General features: G+C 64.9%; 14 protein-coding genes. 4 read left to right on the top strand and 10 right to left on the bottom strand.

All coding sequences use genetic code 11. The features are described 5' to 3' along the window. Positions 1 to 28 precede the first annotated feature (28 nt). The 3 genes from EO174_RS01330 (at position 29) to metH (ending at position 5,161) form a co-directional block, all read left to right on the top strand. Positions 29 to 1,024 carry a metalloregulator ArsR/SmtB family transcription factor gene (locus EO174_RS01330; RefSeq protein ID WP_164740041.1) on the top strand — a complete coding sequence of 332 codons (996 nt, stop codon included), beginning with the start codon at positions 29 to 31 and terminating at the stop codon, positions 1,022 to 1,024. Then, a complete protein-coding gene (locus tag EO174_RS01325; protein ID WP_126941741.1) occupies positions 1,021 to 2,160 on the top strand; it encodes a homocysteine S-methyltransferase family protein in 1,140 nt (379 codons plus the stop codon). The genes EO174_RS01330 and EO174_RS01325 overlap by 4 nt, the downstream gene beginning before the upstream one ends. Positions 2,161 to 2,335: 175 nt before the next feature. Continuing rightward, a complete protein-coding gene (gene metH, locus EO174_RS01320; protein ID WP_126941739.1) occupies positions 2,336 to 5,161 on the top strand; it encodes a methionine synthase in 2,826 nt (941 codons plus the stop codon). 131 nt (positions 5,162 to 5,292) lie between these two features. Here metH and EO174_RS01315 read toward each other — a convergent pair whose 3' ends face one another. From EO174_RS01315 to EO174_RS01270, 10 genes are all read right to left on the bottom strand, one after another. After that, the gene (locus EO174_RS01315; RefSeq protein WP_115676657.1) at positions 5,293 to 6,498 is read right to left on the bottom strand and encodes an AGE family epimerase/isomerase; all 1,206 of its coding nucleotides are present in this window, start codon (positions 6,496 to 6,498) and stop codon (positions 5,293 to 5,295) included. Beyond that, positions 6,495 to 7,481 carry a carbohydrate kinase gene (locus tag EO174_RS01310; RefSeq protein WP_164740039.1) on the bottom strand — a complete coding sequence of 329 codons (987 nt, stop codon included), beginning with the start codon at positions 7,479 to 7,481 and terminating at the stop codon, positions 6,495 to 6,497. Before EO174_RS01310 ends, EO174_RS01315 begins: the two co-directional genes overlap by 4 nt. After that, a complete protein-coding gene (gene fucP / locus EO174_RS01305; protein ID WP_104648410.1) occupies positions 7,478 to 8,788 on the bottom strand; it encodes an L-fucose:H+ symporter permease in 1,311 nt (436 codons plus the stop codon). The genes EO174_RS01310 and fucP overlap by 4 nt, the downstream gene beginning before the upstream one ends. A 13-nt stretch (positions 8,789 to 8,801) precedes the next feature. Further along, positions 8,802 to 9,974, bottom strand: coding sequence for a LacI family DNA-binding transcriptional regulator (locus EO174_RS01300; protein ID WP_164740044.1), 1,173 nt, complete (start codon positions 9,972 to 9,974; stop codon positions 8,802 to 8,804). A 105-nt stretch (positions 9,975 to 10,079) separates the two neighbouring features. After that, positions 10,080 to 10,820 (bottom strand): transporter, encoded by a 741-nt coding sequence (locus EO174_RS01295; protein WP_343132540.1) that lies wholly within the window; start codon positions 10,818 to 10,820, stop codon positions 10,080 to 10,082. 341 nt (positions 10,821 to 11,161) lie between these two features. After that, positions 11,162 to 11,899, bottom strand: coding sequence for a DUF2058 family protein (locus EO174_RS01290; protein WP_343132539.1), 738 nt, complete (start codon positions 11,897 to 11,899; stop codon positions 11,162 to 11,164). Positions 11,900 to 11,917: 18 nt separating this feature from the next. Further along, positions 11,918 to 12,154, bottom strand: coding sequence for a SlyX family protein (locus tag EO174_RS01285; protein WP_024939344.1), 237 nt, complete (start codon positions 12,152 to 12,154; stop codon positions 11,918 to 11,920). Beyond that, entirely contained in the window at positions 12,147 to 13,496 is a 1,350-nt protein-coding gene (locus EO174_RS01280) for a UDP-glucose/GDP-mannose dehydrogenase family protein (protein WP_024939343.1), read from the bottom strand. Before EO174_RS01280 ends, EO174_RS01285 begins: the two co-directional genes overlap by 8 nt. A gap of 24 nt (positions 13,497 to 13,520) precedes the next feature. Beyond that, positions 13,521 to 14,492, bottom strand: coding sequence for an FKBP-type peptidyl-prolyl cis-trans isomerase (locus EO174_RS01275; RefSeq protein WP_016901531.1), 972 nt, complete (start codon positions 14,490 to 14,492; stop codon positions 13,521 to 13,523). A gap of 90 nt (positions 14,493 to 14,582) precedes the next feature. Continuing rightward, positions 14,583 to 15,140 carry a glutathione peroxidase gene (locus EO174_RS01270; RefSeq protein WP_104648406.1) on the bottom strand — a complete coding sequence of 186 codons (558 nt, stop codon included), beginning with the start codon at positions 15,138 to 15,140 and terminating at the stop codon, positions 14,583 to 14,585. 135 nt (positions 15,141 to 15,275) lie between these two features. Here EO174_RS01270 and EO174_RS01265 point away from each other — a divergent pair, with 135 nt between their 5' ends. After that, the gene (locus EO174_RS01265) at positions 15,276 to 15,524 is read left to right on the top strand and encodes a hypothetical protein (protein WP_104582755.1); all 249 of its coding nucleotides are present in this window, start codon (positions 15,276 to 15,278) and stop codon (positions 15,522 to 15,524) included. The last annotated feature ends 2 nt before the right edge of the window (positions 15,525 to 15,526 follow it).

Genomic DNA, 15,526 nt, shown 5'->3' with positions numbered 1-15,526 from the left:
ATCTCCATATCGCGATATAGAGATATTCATGGATCTGGAAGACTGGTCGGCGCGCCTGAAGGTATTTGCCGACGCCACCCGCGTCCGCCTGCTGACCTTGCTGGAGCAGGAAGAACTCACCGTGGCCGAGCTGTCGGCGATCACCCGCCTGGCGCAGCCGCGCGTGTCCACGCATCTGGCCAAGCTCAAGGAAGCGGGGCTGGTGCGCGACCGCCGCGCCGGCGTGTCGGCCTATTACCGTTTCGACGAGGTGTCGCTGGACCCGGCGCAGCGGGCCCTTTGGCTGGCGCTGAGCACCGGCAGCGACGATCCGCTGCTGCGCCAGGACGCCGAGCGGGTGGCCGCGGTGCTGGCCAACCGCGCCGCCGACCAGAACTGGGCCGATTCGGTGGCCGGCGACATGGAGCGGCATTATTCCCCCGGTCGCACCTGGGAAGCGCTGGCGCGTACCGCCCTGCCCTTGCTGGAAACCGGCGACGTGCTCGACATCGCCTCCGGCGACGGCGTGCTGGCCGAGCTGGTGGCACCGCATGCCACCCGCTACATCTGCATCGACACCAGCGCGCGCGTGGTCGCCGCGGCCAGCGAGCGCCTGCGCAAGCTGCGTAATGTGGAAGTGCGCGAAGGCGACATGCATGCGCTGCCGTTTCCCGATGCCAGCTTCGACCTGGTGGTGCTGATGCATGCGCTCACCTACGCAGCCAAGCCCGCGCAGGCGGTGGCCGAATCCGCGCGCGTGCTGCGCCCCGGCGGCCGGCTGCTGCTATGCAGTCTGGCCAAGCACGAACACCGCGCCGCGGTGCATGCCTATGGCCACGTCAATCTCGGCTTTGCGGCCAAGGAACTGCGCAAGTTCGCCGAGAAAGCCGGGCTGGACGTGTCCAGCCTGGAGACGGTGACGCGCGAGAAGCGCCCGCCGCATTTCGAGGTGATTTCATTGATTGCGGTGAAGCCGGGAATCGGGAGTCGGGAATCGGGATTGGTTGAAAGCAAAGGCGCTGCTTTGCGGAGAGCTGAATCATGACGAATGTATCCAATCCCCAACCTCCAATTCCGTTTGCACTGCCCTGGCTGCATCCCGAGCGCGCCGCCAAACTCACAGCCGCGCTTGCCGAACGCATCCTCATCATCGATGGCGCAATGGGCACCATGATCCAGCGTCACGGGCTGCAGGAGCCCGACTATCGCGGCACCCGTTTTGCCGACGGGTACGACAGCATGCAGGTACACGTGCATGGCCCGGGCTGCGATCACGCACACGCGCCGCAAGGCCACGACCTGAAAGGCAACAACGACCTGCTGTTGCTGTCGCGCCCGGAGATCATCGCCGGCATCCACCGCGCCTATCTGGACGCCGGGGCCGACCTGCTGGAAACCAACACCTTCAACGCTACCTCGGTGAGCCAGGCCGACTATCACCTGGAACATCTGGTCTACGAATTGAACAAGGCCGGCGCACAGGTCGCTCGCGCGTGCTGCGACGAGGTCGAGGCGCTGACCCCGCACAAGCCGCGTTTTGTGATCGGCGTGCTCGGCCCCACCAGCCGCACCGCCTCGATCAGCCCGGACGTCAACGACCCCGGCTATCGCAACACCAGCTTCGACGCATTGCGCGACACCTATCGCGAGGCCATCGACGGCCTGATCGACGGCGGTGCCGACACGCTGATGGTGGAAACCATCTTCGACACGCTCAACGCCAAGGCCGCAATGTATGCGATCGAGGAAGTGTTCGAAGCGCGCGGCGGGCGCCTGCCGGTGATGATCTCCGGCACCATCACCGACGCATCCGGACGCACCCTGTCCGGGCAGACGGCCGAAGCGTTCTATGCCTCGGTCGCGCACGGCAAGCCGCTGTCGGTGGGCCTGAACTGCGCGCTGGGCGCCAAGGATCTACGCCCGCATGTGGAAACCTTGTCGCAGATCGCCGACGCCTATGTCAGCGCGCATCCCAACGCCGGCCTGCCGAATGCCTTCGGCGAATACGACGAAACCCCGGAAGAAATGGCGCAGACTTTGCGCGAGTTCGCGCAGGCCGGCCTGCTCAACCTGGTCGGCGGCTGCTGCGGCACCTCGCCGGATCACATCCGCGCCATCGCCGAGGCAGTGGCCGACCTGCCGCCGCGGCAGTTGCCTGACGCGCAGGAGCTGGCCGCGTGATGCGGCAGGCACACCCTCATCCGCCCTTCGGGCACCTTCTCCCGCAAGCGGGAGAAGGGCAGCGCATGGCTTGGCTTGCCACGAAGACGCTCCGTGCGCAGCACAGCACCCTTCTCCCGCCTGCGGGAGAAGGTGGCGCGCAGCGCCGGATGAGGGCCGCAGTGTCTCGCGCCCCATGGCCAGGCCGCGAGGAACGCCCACGCACCAACACCAATCGCGCCGCCGTCAACGTCCAGCAGAGCCTCGCATGAGCACTCCCCGCTACACACGCCTGTCCGGCCTGGAACCGCTGGTCATCACGCCGGACCTGTTGTTCGTCAACGTGGGCGAGCGCACCAACGTCACCGGCAGCGCGCAGTTCCGCAAGCTGATCAAGGAGGGGCGCTACGAAGAAGCAGTGGAAGTGGCGCGCCAGCAGGTCGCCAACGGCGCGCAGATCCTCGACGTCAACATGGACGAGGGCCTGATCGATTCGGAAAAGGCGATGACGCGCTTTCTCAACCTGATCATGTCCGAACCTGACATCGCGCGCATTCCGGTGATGGTGGATTCGTCCAAGTGGAGCGTGATCGAAGCCGGCCTGAAGTGCCTGCAAGGCAAGAGCGTGGTCAATTCGATCTCGCTCAAGGAGGGCGAAGCGCAGTTCATCGAACAGGCACGCAAGGTGCTGCGCTACGGCGCCGCCGCGGTGGTGATGGCCTTCGATGAAGTGGGCCAGGCCGACACCTGCGCGCGCAAGGTCGAGATCTGCACCCGCGCCTACAAGGTGCTGACCGAACAGGTGGGCTTCCCGCCGGAAGACATCATCTTCGACCCGAACATCTTTGCCGTGGCCACCGGCATCGAGGAGCACGACAACTACGCGGTGGACTTCATCGAAGCCACCCGCCAGATCAAGCGCACATTGCCGCATTGCCATATTTCCGGCGGCGTTTCCAACGTGTCGTTCTCGTTCCGCGGCAACGAGATGGTGCGCCAGGCGATCCACTCGGTGTTCCTGTTCCATGCGATCAAGGCCGGCATGGACATGGGCATCGTCAACGCCGGCGGCATGCCGATCTACGACGAGCTGGACCCGGAACTGCGCGAACGCGTGGAGGATGTGATCCTCAACCGGCGCAAGGACGGCACCGAGCGGCTGCTGGACATCGCCGAACGCTACAAGGGCAGCAAGGGCGCGGCGAAAGTCGAGGATCTGGCCTGGCGCGAGAAGCCGGTGCGCGCACGGCTGGCGCATGCGCTGGTGCATGGCATCGACGCATTCGTGGAAACCGATACGGAGGAAGCGCGCCAGCAATCCACCCGCCCGCTGGATGTGATCGAAGGGCCGCTGATGGACGGCATGAACGTGGTCGGCGACCTGTTCGGTGCCGGCAAGATGTTCCTGCCGCAGGTGGTCAAGTCCGCGCGCGTGATGAAGAAGGCGGTGGCGTATCTGCTGCCGTTCATCGAAGCGGAAAAACTGCGTACCGGCGATGTGGGCAAGTCCAACGGCAAGATCATCATGGCCACCGTCAAGGGCGATGTACATGACATCGGCAAGAACATCGTCGGCGTGGTGTTGGCCTGCAACAACTTCGATGTGGTGGATCTGGGCGTGATGGTGTCGGCGCAGGTGATCCTGGACCGGGCGCGTGCGGAAAATGCCGACCTGATCGGCCTGTCCGGCCTGATCACGCCGTCGCTGGAAGAGATGTCGCATGTCGCGCGCGAGATGCAGCGACAAGGTTTCGAGATTCCGCTGTTGATCGGTGGCGCCACCACTTCGCGCGCGCACACCGCATTGAAGATCGACCCGCATTACACCGCCCCCACCGTGTGGGTGAAGGACGCCTCGCGTGCGGTGGGCGTTGCGCAATCGCTGATCTCGCGCGACCTGCGCCAGGCCTTTGTCGCCGCCAACGATGCCGACTACGCGGAGATCCGCGCGCGCCATCGCAATCGCGGCGACGCCAAGCGCCTGGTGCCGCTGGAAAAGGCACGCGCACAGCGTTTCGATGGCGACTGGGACAGCTACACACCGCCCGCCCCGCGCCAGCCCGGCCTGCACGTGTTCGACGATTACCCGCTGCAGGAGTTGATCGAGCTGATCGACTGGACCCCGTTCTTCCAGGCCTGGGAACTGGCAGGCAAGTTTCCGGCGATCCTCAGCGACGCGGTGGTCGGCAGCCAGGCCAGCGAGTTGTACCGCGACGCACGCAAGATGCTGCGCACCATCGTCGCGGAAAAATGGCTGACCGCCAAGGCCGTGTTCGGGCTATGGCCGGCCAATAGTGTGGGCGATGACGTGGAAGTGATCCTGCCGGACCATCGGGATTCGGCAAGCGGGATTGGGGATTCGCAGCAGCCCAGCCAATCCCCAATCCCGAATGCCCAATCCCGGCATTCACTGCACTTCTTACGCCAGCAGGTCGACAAACCCATCGGCCGCCCCGACTTCTGCCTGGCCGATTTCATCGCGCCCAAAAGCAGCGGCAAACAAGACTGGATCGGCGCGTTTGCGGTCACCGTCGGCATCGGGATCGACCCGCATGTGGCGCGCTTTGAAGCCGCGCACGACGACTACAACGCGATCTTGCTCAAGGCCCTGGCCGACCGCCTGGCCGAGGCGTTGGCCGAGCGCCTGCATCAACGCGTGCGTACCGAGTTCTGGGGCTATGTGGACGACGAGACGCTGGACAATGAGGCACTGATCGCCGAACGCTATCGCGGCATTCGCCCGGCACCGGGGTACCCGGCCTGCCCCGAGCATAGCGAAAAGCGCACCCTGTTCGACCTGCTCGATGCCGAGCGCCACACCTCAATCACGCTGACCGAAAGTTTCGCGATGCTGCCTACCGCAGCGGTTTCCGGCTATTACTTCAGCCACCCCAGGAGCCAGTACTTCGTGGTCGGGCGCCTGGGCAAGGAACAGGTGGCCGACTACGCCAGGCGCAAGGGCATCACCTTGGCAGTGGCCGAGCGCTGGCTGGCATCGAACCTGGATTACGACCCGGAATAAGGGCCGCCGCAAACCCCGTAGGAGCGCACCCGGGCGCGACAGGGCGTTACCAGTAATGCCCTGTCGCGCCCGGGTGCGCTCCTACGGTGGGGCCGCCGACCTTCGACGGCGCCGCTTCGATCACACCAACATCAGGCAGCCGGGCGCAACACGTTCAGGACCTCGTAGCACGCGCCCATGGTGTGGTAATCGGTCTTGCCGGCGGGGCTTTTTTCATCGCTGTACTTGCGGTTGTCCGCATCCAGGATGCGATACCACGCGCCATAGCGGTGGTCGACCATGTGTTCCCAGGAATACGCCCACAGCTTGTCGTACCACTGCCAGTAGCGCTCCTGGCCGCTGCGCTGGGCCAGCAACGCCGCCGCCGCCAGCGATTCGGCCTGCACCCAGAAGTACTTGTCGTCGTCGCAGACCTTGCCGTCCGGGTCGAAGCCGTAATACAGCCCGCCACGCTGCGCATCCCAGGAGCGCTCCACCGCCACATCGAACAGATGCTGCGCGGTCGGCAGCAACCAGTCGCTCGGCGCGTAGCGATCCAGCAGCATCAGCAGCTTGGCCCATTCGGTCTGATGGCCGGGCTGGAACCCCCAGGGGCGGAACAGGTGCTTGGGATTGTCGCGGTTGTAGTCCCAGTCGATGTTCCACTGCGGATCGTAGTGTTCCCACACCAGGCCATCGGCCTTGGCCGCCTGACGCCGGGTCATGGTGTCGGCCAGCGACAGCGCGCGGTCCAGATAACGTTGCTCGCCACTGGCTTCGTACGCGGCGATCATCGCCTCGCACATGTGCATGTTGGCGTTCTGGCCGCGGTAGCTGGTGAAGTTGAACTGCGCATCGGCTTCATCGCGGTACAGGCCGAATTCCGGCTCCCAGAAATACGTTTCCAGCAGCTGCCAGGTTTCGTCCATCCATGCCCGCGCGTCTTCGATGCCGGCCTTCAGGCCGCACGAATACGCCAGCAGCACGAACGCCACGCCGTAGCAGTGATTCATGTCGTCTTCGACCACGCCATCGCGCAGGGTCCAGGCATAGCCGCCGGTGGCGGGATTGCGGTGCACGTTGCGCAGGTAATCCAGGCCGTGATGCACCGCCTGCAGGTACTGCGCATCGCCGAATTCGCGATACGCCATCGCGTAGTTGAAGACAAAGCGCGTACTGCTGACCAGATGTCGGTGCCCGGCATCGTAGATCGCGCCATCATCGCGGAAATACTGGAAGAATCCGCCCGCCGGGTCGATCGCGCGCGGATGGTAGAACGCCATGGTGTCGGCGATATGCTGACGCAGCACATCGGCCGAACGGAAATCGGGTGCGGGGGTCGCAGGCAAACGGCTCATGGTTGTTCCTGGATCAGGGAATGGACTTCATCGACGCTCGGCATCGCCGCAAACGCGCCCTTGCGCGTCACCGCCAGCGCACCGACCGCCGCGGCAAAGCGGATCACCGCGGTCATCGCAACCGCATCGCCACACAGCTGCTCCAGCGTGGACGCGCGCGCAGCCAGCTGAAACAGCAGGCCGCCGACGAATGCATCGCCCGCTGCCGTGCTGTCACGCACCTGCACGTCGAAGGCCGGCACCTGGCCGGAATCGGTGCGTGTCTGCCAATGCACCGGCCCGCCGCCGTCGGTGACCAGCAACCAGTTGGCCTGGCCCTGCCAGAGCTTGCGGGTGACCGCGCTGGCATCGCCATCGAGCGTGCCGGCCAGGTAATCGAGTTCCTCGCGCGAGAGCTTGACCACGTCGGCCAGTGCCAACGCCTCCCACAGCAACGCGGCCGGGTCCACATCCTGCGGCCACAACATCGGGCGCAGGTTGAGATCCAGGCTGACGATGGCGCCATCGGCGCGAGCGCGGCGCATGCCGTCCAGCGTGCACTGCGCGATCGCAGGTTCGGTCATGCTGTTGGAGCACACATGCAGCACGGCGGCCTGCGTGAAGGCGTCCGCGGCGAAATGCTCGGGGCGGAACAACAGGTCCGCCGCAGGCGGACGATAGAAACTGAAACTGCGCTCGCCGGCTTCATCCAGGGCCACGAAGGCCAGCGCGGTCTTGGCTTGATCAGTGCGCACGATGCCATCGGTGGCGACGCCGGCGTGCTGCAGACTCTGCAGCAAGAAGTCGCCGAACATGTCGCGCCCCAGCATGCCGACAAAATGCGCCGCGCCACCCAGCCGCGCCACCGCAACCGCGACATTGGCCGGCGCACCGCCGGCGTATTGCGCAAACGTACGTGCCTCGTCGGGGCCGGCGGATGGCAATGCCAGCATGTCGATCAAGGCCTCGCCGAAACAGACCACCCGGTTCTTGGCCGCACTCATGCGTGCGCCTCCGCCAGTGCGCCACGCAGGCGCGAGCCCCAGATGCCATAGAACACGATGTACAGGTAGCACACCAGCGGCAGCACAAACGACTCGTGCAAGCCGATGCTGTCGGCCAGCAGACCTTGCAGATACGGCACGATGGCGCCGCCGACAATGGCCATGATCAACAGGCTCGACGCGCGACCGGTCAGCGGGCCAAGCCGCTCGATGCCCAGGGTAAAGATGGTCGGGAACATGATCGAATTGAACAGGCCGATCGCCACCAGCGCATACACCGCCAGCATGCCGCCACTGGCCATGGTCAGCACCAGCAGCAGCGCGTTGATCCCGGCGAACACCGACAACAGCACGCGCGGCGACAACTTGGCCAGCAGCGCCGAGCCGATGAAGCGGCCGATCATTGCCAGCGTCCAGTAGGCCGACACGTAGTGGGTCGCCTCGCGCTCGGTGAACCCGCCGATCTGCGGCAACGAGAAATAGTTGACCATCAGGCTGCCGATCGCCACTTCCGCGCCGACATAGAAGAAGATCGCCAGCACACCGAAGCGCACGTGCGGATGCGCCAGGGCATCCAGCAGCGAATGCCTGCTTTCGTCCTTCTGCGCGCCCGCGTCGGTCAATGCCGGCAGACGGAACAGGAACACGAAGATCGCCAGCAGGAACAGCACGATGCCCAGACCGATGTACGGCCCCTGCACGGCCTGCGCTTCCTGTACGCGATAGGCCAGCTGCTCGGCCTCGGGCAGCACCTTGAGCTGGTCGCCGCTCATCACCGTGTTGGACAGGATCAGCCAGCCACCGAACAGCGGTGCGATCGCAGTCCCCAGCGAATTGAGCGCCTGCGCCAGCGTCAACCGGCTGGAGGCACTGCGCTCCGGACCCAGCAGCGCAACATATGGGTTGGCGGCCACCTGCAGGATGGTGATGCCGGTTGCCAGCACGAACAGTGCGCCGAGAAATGCGCCATAGACGCGCAGTTCCGCCGCAGGCCAGAAGCCCAACGCACCGACCGCGGCAACCGCCAGCCCGGCCACGATGCCTTGCTTGTAGCCAAGCCTGGCCACTAACCAGCCAGCCGGCAACGACATCAGGAAGTACGCGCCGAAGAAGGTGAACTGCACCAGCATCGCCTGCGCGAAGTTGAGTTCGAACACCGCCTTCAGATGCGGAATCAGGATGTCGTTGAGGCAGGTGAGAAAGCCCCACATGAAAAAGATCGTGGTGACGACCGACAACGCAACGCCGTTGTTGACGGGCGCCTTGTTGCCACTTGGCACTGTGGATTGCGTGGAAAGGGAAACCATAGGAATTGCCTGGTCAGCGGCCTGGGGCCTTGGTGGGGGAATGTGCGGGGGAATCGCTGGGGGAGTGAAGCGAAACGATGGAACTCGACGCGCCGGCGCTGCTGGCGCGGATCTTCAATTCGACCGCGGCGGTCAGGCGTTGCGATGCAAGGTCGGGACTGCCGATACGCTGCAGCACCAGCTGCGCCGCCTGGCGGCCGCGCGCGCGCGGATCGGCGGCCAGGGTGGTCAACGCGGGCGTAAACAATGCGGCTTCGGCGATATCGTCGAAGCCGGTCACCGCGAAGTCGCGCCCCGGCACGATGCCGTGCATCGCCAGCGCGGCCATCAGGCCCAAGGCGACACTGTCGTTGTAGCAGACTGCCGCGGTTGCGCGATCGTGTTCGGCACGATCCAGCATGCGACCGGCGCACAGCGCAGCCTCCTGCCGGTTCGGTGCGGATTCGACATAGTGCGCGGGCAGGCCGGCATCGGCCATCGCGCGCGCATAACCGGCACGGCGTTGCCGGCAGGAACTGGATTCGGCATGGCCGCCGAAGAACACGATGCGCCGATGGCCTTGCGCAATCAGATGCGTGCAGGCAAGCAACGCACCCTGCTCGTTGTCCAGCGCCAGCAGATCCCAGCCCGCGCCCTCCACTTCGCGGTTGAACAACACCACGTTGTGTTGACGCCCAAGCACCTGGGTCAAGGCCTGCGCCTGGCTGCCTTCGGCCGGCGACAGGATGATGCCGGCAGGCGTGTGCTCCATCAGCGAGGTCAGCACCGCCTGCTGGCGCTGCGTCGATTCGCCGGTGCTGCCGAGCAGGGTCACATAACCGGCTGCGCCCAGCGCCTCGTCCACGCCTGCGGCAAATTCGGCAAAGAACGGGTTGGACAGATCGTTGATGACCAGCGCGATACTGGATGACGTGCGGCGGCGCAGATTGGCGGCGGCACGGTTATAGACGTAGTGCTGCCGATCCAGCTCGGCCTCCACGCGCGCGCGCGTGGCCGCGTGCACCAGCGGGCTGCCGCGCAGCACCAACGACACCGTCGCACGCGACACGCCGATGGCGCCGGCGATATCGCGCAAGGTCACCGCACCGCGTCCGCCGCGACGGGCATCGCCGTCCTCCGCAGCGGAGGGAGTCGGTTTGGCACGCGTCACGCTGCCGACCTTGCAATGGAAGAAGTGCGCATGCATCTGGCGTCGATTGGATCGATCCAATTAGGCCTTTTCCGCACACCCAATGCATGCGGCAGTGCAACATAGTCAGCAGCTGCGCCGATCCTAACTGCAATCGCCTCCTTACTGGAATGCGATCGACAGGCCGATCCCGCCCTGCCAGTCCGGGCTTTCGGAGGTCAGCCCGCGCAGCACCGAGACATCCAGTTGCATCGCGTGCGGCAACTGCCAGGCACCACCGGCGCCGGCCACGCGCGAGTGCTCGCTGCCGGTGTCGAAACCCGCTTCTACGTAGCTGCTGAAATGCTCGCCTGAGAAGAACGTGTAGTTGGGCGAGAAGGTCCAGGTATACCCCTCGCTGTCGCGTGCGTAGTTCACGTACAGCGCCAGGGCGCGCTGCTGCGCCAGATCCCAGGACGCGGTCACGCCCAGTTCGCGCGCATAGCCGTCGCTGAAGGCCGGGCTGCCGGTCGGCACGCTGTAGCTGCCGAGCGCGGCCCAGTGAAAGCTGTCCGACTGCGACGGCAATGCCACCTTCAGGCCGATATGGCTATCGCCCCCGCCACGCACACGCTCACCGCCACCGTGCTGCCAGTTGTAGCTGTCGCTACCCACCTGCAGCTCCACATTCTGGAACAGCCCCAGGCGCAGTAGCGTATCGGCGGTGTACTGCGTGGTGCGTTGCCCGTCGCTGCGATCGGTACTCGCGTCCGGCAGGCCCTGCTCCCAGGCGAACGCGCCGGGCTGCAGCACTTCGGCAGCAAACGGAATACCGGGACGGTCGAACGCCGGTGCATCCTCCGCCTGTGCAGCGGCCTGCTGACTCACCACGCACAACCCAAGCATCACCGCGGCCGGCCCCATGGCACGCGTCGCCTGCAAACCCGAAGCGCCGCGCGCGGTGGATGCACGCGATGCAACAACGCAGGACTTCAACATTTTCGACAACATGGACATACACGGCACCATCGGCAGGGAATGAGCGGCAACACAACAGGCACCATGCCCGGAGGCGTCGACCGGTGAGGCCGCGATGGTGCCGTGCGCGCCGTGACCGGCCCGTGTATCGCCCACACCGCGTCTGCTGCATGGCTCGGCCGGACCGCGCGCAGCAACGATCAGGTGCGCACCACGCAAGGCAACGCACCAAACAACATGGGCACCCATCAGGTGCCCATGACCAACAACACCTAGCGCACGCAGGGTTACCAGACCAGGTCGTCGGGCACCTGATACTGGGGGTCGGCATACGGGTCTTCGCCTGCAGGCGCATTCGGATCCACCTTCAATGCCACCGATGGCGCGAACACCGCTTCGGCTTCTGCCAGTACCTCGGCGGTGACCAACAGATAGCGGCCGTTGAGCTGCAGCACACCCAGCTCACCGACGTTGAGCGCCTTGAGCTGATCGGCAGTCACGTAGATACGCTTGATCTTGCCGCCATACGGGAAATGCCGGGCGATGTCCGCCTCGGCATGATTCAGCCCCTTGTCCTTGAGCAGCTCTTCGAGCTTGGCCTTGGCTTCGCGACGCAGGCGCGCTTCTTCCTGCTTCAGCCGCTCGGCTTCGATGCGCTCGTCCTTCTCGCGTTGCGCGCGGATCGCATAGGCCTTGGCCAGATCGATGTCTTCGCGCGTGCGTGCCGGCCTGGGTCCGCGACGCTCGGCAGTGGGCTGCTGCGGACGCGGCGATGCCGCCGGCTTGCCATCGTTGCGACGATCGGGCCGGCCATCGTGTTTGCGCTCGCCCCTGCCGTCGGTCGCCGCAGCGGCATGCGGCCGCTGCGGTCCCCTGCCCTGGCCTCCCGGCTTGTTGACGCCGGGCGCAGGCCTGCCACCGTTGCCATGTTGACGCGCGGCAGGCCGTGCGTCGGGTTTGCGTTCGGGCTTGGGTGCGGACTTGAAGCCCAACCCAAGCAACTGGTCACGTAAGGTATCGCTCATGGCGGTGGCAATCTGCAATCAATAGTGCGGAGGCGGCGGTTCATCCGCAGCGTCGGCAAACAACGTGGAGCGCACCTTGCCCAGATCCTCGAGCAGGTGGCGGATCAGCTCGGCGTTGCGGGCGCCCGTCAAACGGGCGTCCGCAAGTGCTTCACTCAGTTCGTTGAGCGCCTGCTCCTGAAAGGACAGGCGCGTTTCCAGTTCAACCAACCGCGCGTCCAGTTCCTGGTCGCGCGGCGAGAGTTGCTCATGCATGCAACGAACGGCCTCGTCCGATGGCGTAGTAGGCCAGACCTGCGGCTTCGATTTCCTGCGGGTCGTAAAGGTTGCGACCGTCGAACACGACGTCGTCCTTCAAGGCCTGCTTGATCTTGCCGAAATCCGGGCTGCGGAACTGCTTCCACTCGGTGACCACGACCAGGGCATCGGCGCCTTCCAGCGCGGCAAATGCCTCGTCGCAGAAGGTCAGGTCGTCGCGCTCGCCGAAGATGCGCTTGGCTTCATGGGTCGCTTCCGGGTCGTAGGCACGCACGGTGGCACCGGCTTCCCACAACTGCTCCATCAAACGCCGGCTGGACGCGGCACGCATGTCGTCGGTATTGGGCTTGAATGCCAGGCCCCAGACCGCGAAGGTCTTGCCGGCAATGCTGCCGGTGCCTTCGGCGCCGTAATGACGCTGCACCAGTTCGAACAGGTGACCCTTCTGCGCATTGTTGACGCTTTCCACCGCGTTGAGCAGGGTCGGCTCCATGCCGTACTGCTCGGCGGTCTTGGCCAATGCCTGCACATCCTTCGGGAAGCACGAGCCGCCATAGCCGGCGCCGGGATAGATGAAGTGCCAGCCAATGCGCGGGTCCGACCCGATGCCGTTACGCACGTGCTCGACGTCCGCACCGACACGCTCGGCAATGTTGGCGATCTCGTTCATGAAACTGATCTTGGTCGCCAGCATCGCGTTGGCCGCGTACTTGGTCAGCTCGGCCGACCGTACGTCCATCTCCACGATGCGATCCCGGTTGCGGTTGAACGGCGCATACAGACGGCGCATGCGTGCAATGGCTGCCGGCTTCTTGGCACCAATGACGATGCGGTCCGGACGCATGCAGTCGGCCACGGCGTCGCCTTCCTTGAGGAACTCGGGGTTGGAGACCACGTCGAATTCATGGTCCACGCCGCGTGCGTCCAGCTCTTCCTGGATCGCGACCCGCACCTTGTCGGCAGTGCCGACCGGCACGGTGGACTTGTTGACGACCACCGACGGGCCGTCGATATGCCGGCCGACGGTACGCGCAACCGCCAGCACGTACTGCAGGTCGGCACTGCCATCCTCGTCCGGGGGCGTGCCCACGGCGATGAAGGTGATTTCGCCGTGCGCAATCGCCTCGGCCGCATCGGTGGTGAAGCGCAACCGGCCAGAGGCGTGGTTGGCTTTCACCATCGGCTCCAGGCCGGGTTCATAGATGGGAATCACCCCACGATTGAGACCATCAACTTTCGCCTGGTCGATATCCACGCAGATAACGTGATGACCTACTTCCGCCAGACAGGTACCGGTGACAAGACCAACATAGCCGGTACCAAAGATCGCAACTCGCATGGGTGGGGGTACTCCTGTGGGGGATCAGGGAAGGATACCCATCAGTTCGACATCGAACGTCAACGTTGCGTCTGGTCCGATCGGCCCCCCCTGCGTGCCGTTCGGGCCATAGGCCAAGTTGGATGGAATCCAGAAACGATACTTCGAACCGACCGGCATCAAGGCGACGCCCTCGGTCCAACCTGCAATGACTTGATTCAGACCGAACTCGGCCGGCTGGCCGCGCTGGTAGGAGCTGTCGAAGACCTGCCCGTTGAGCAGCTTGCCTTCGTAGTTCACGCGCACCGTGTTGGTGGGCATCGGACGCTCGCCGCTGCCCTGGCGCAGCACCATGTACTGCAGGCCCGATGCGGTGGTGATCACGCCCTTTTCGGTCTTGTTCTTGGCCAGGAAGGCATTGCCTTCCTCGCGGTTCTTGGCGCCGGCAGCGCCCTGCTTGGCAGAGGCGAACGCCTGCATGGTAGCCGCGGCTTCCTGCTGGGTCAGGCGCGTGGTGCCCTTGGCGAACACGGTGCGGACGGCTTCCATCAGGATCGACAGGTCGATCTCGTCCTTGATGCCGGCCAGCGAAGGACCGACTGCGCGATCGCCCAGCATCAGGCCGACATTTTCCTTGGACGGCGCGGCCGGCGCGCTGCCCGGGGCCATGCCCGGAACCTGCTGCCCGTTACGTGCCGCCAGCGCGGTGCGCAATGCGGTATCGGTGGCCTGGGTCTGCTCGTCGGACAACAGCGGCTTGCCGCCCTTGAATGCATTCTCGATGGCGCGTTGCAGTGCGCTCACATCGATGTCCTGGGCAATCGGCTCGAACGAACGTGCCACATCCATACCGATGGCGTAGCTGACGTTGTCGCGCGTGCTCTTCTCAGACGATGCATTCAAAACTGGCTTCTCCTTGGTGGCCGCTGCGGCCGGTTGCTGCGACATCGCCGGCATCGATGCCGACAGTGCCACCATCAGTAGCGACGCCGCCGCGCCGCGCTTTCCCATCTTCATTCGATGCACTTCCCGAAAGTGAAAAGACACGCCGACGCCGGCGCTGAATGCGCATTGTCGCATGTGCGCGTGGCGTTGCGAGCGCCGCGCTCAGCGCGACGGCGCGTTGAGCTCGCGTTCGATTGCCGCCAGCACGCTCGGATCATCCGGTTTGATCTTGCTAGGGAACTGCGCCACCACGCGTCCATCGCGACCAATCAGGTATTTGTGGAAGTTCCAGCCCGGCGCCACGCCCGTGGCCTGCGTCAACCGCTGATACAGCGGCGTGGCCTGCGCGCCCAGCACATGCACCTTCTCAAACATCGGGAACTTGACGCCATAGGTCAGCGTGCAGAATTCCTGGATCTGCTTCTCAGATCCCGGTTCCTGCCCCTGGAAATCGTTGGACGGAAAGCCCAACACCGAAAAACCGCGACTGCCGAAGCGCTGGTTCAGCGCCTCCAGCCCTTCGTACTGCGGGGTGTAGCCGCATTTGCTGGCGGTATTGACCACCATCAGGACCTTGCCGCCGTAGGTACGGTTCAGGTTGATCGGCGCCTTGCCGGCCAGCGGCCGGTAGTCCAGATCCAGCACCGGCGCGCCTGCGGCCAGCGCCGCGGCGGAAAAAAAGCCAGCGAATACAACCACCAGCAGACGTTTGAGCAACATGGGCGATCCCTTTCGATAGGTCCGGGCCACCCGCGGGTGCGGGGTGCCATCAGTTGGGTATGACAGGCAGTTGACTGCCTGCGTGTCGGTGTTATAGTTGAATACAACACCAGTCATCCAACGCAGGGGGAAAGCATGAACAGCACACGCTTCACGCGACCAGCTCCATTGCTGCTGTTCGGCAGCGCCCTGTTCGTCATTGGTTGCCTGGGAGCCGCTTCCAGTCAGGTTACGGAGTCCGGCGCCGATTATGGCGTGTCGGAGGCGGTTACGGAAAACGCGACGACTCCCCCCGAAGCGCGCACCCGGCCCGGCCGGCACCTGCGCGCTTCGCTGTCGATGCCCTATTTCTCCTTCGCGCAGGTCCTGCGTCCACGGAGCTGACC

This window comes from Xanthomonas sp. BRIP62418 (genome assembly GCF_003993495.1).
GTDB classification, from domain to species: Bacteria; Pseudomonadota; Gammaproteobacteria; order Xanthomonadales; family Xanthomonadaceae; genus Xanthomonas; species Xanthomonas euroxanthea.
Note: the sequence above shows the minus strand (reverse complement) of the source record. Positions and strands in the feature narration are given on the sequence as shown.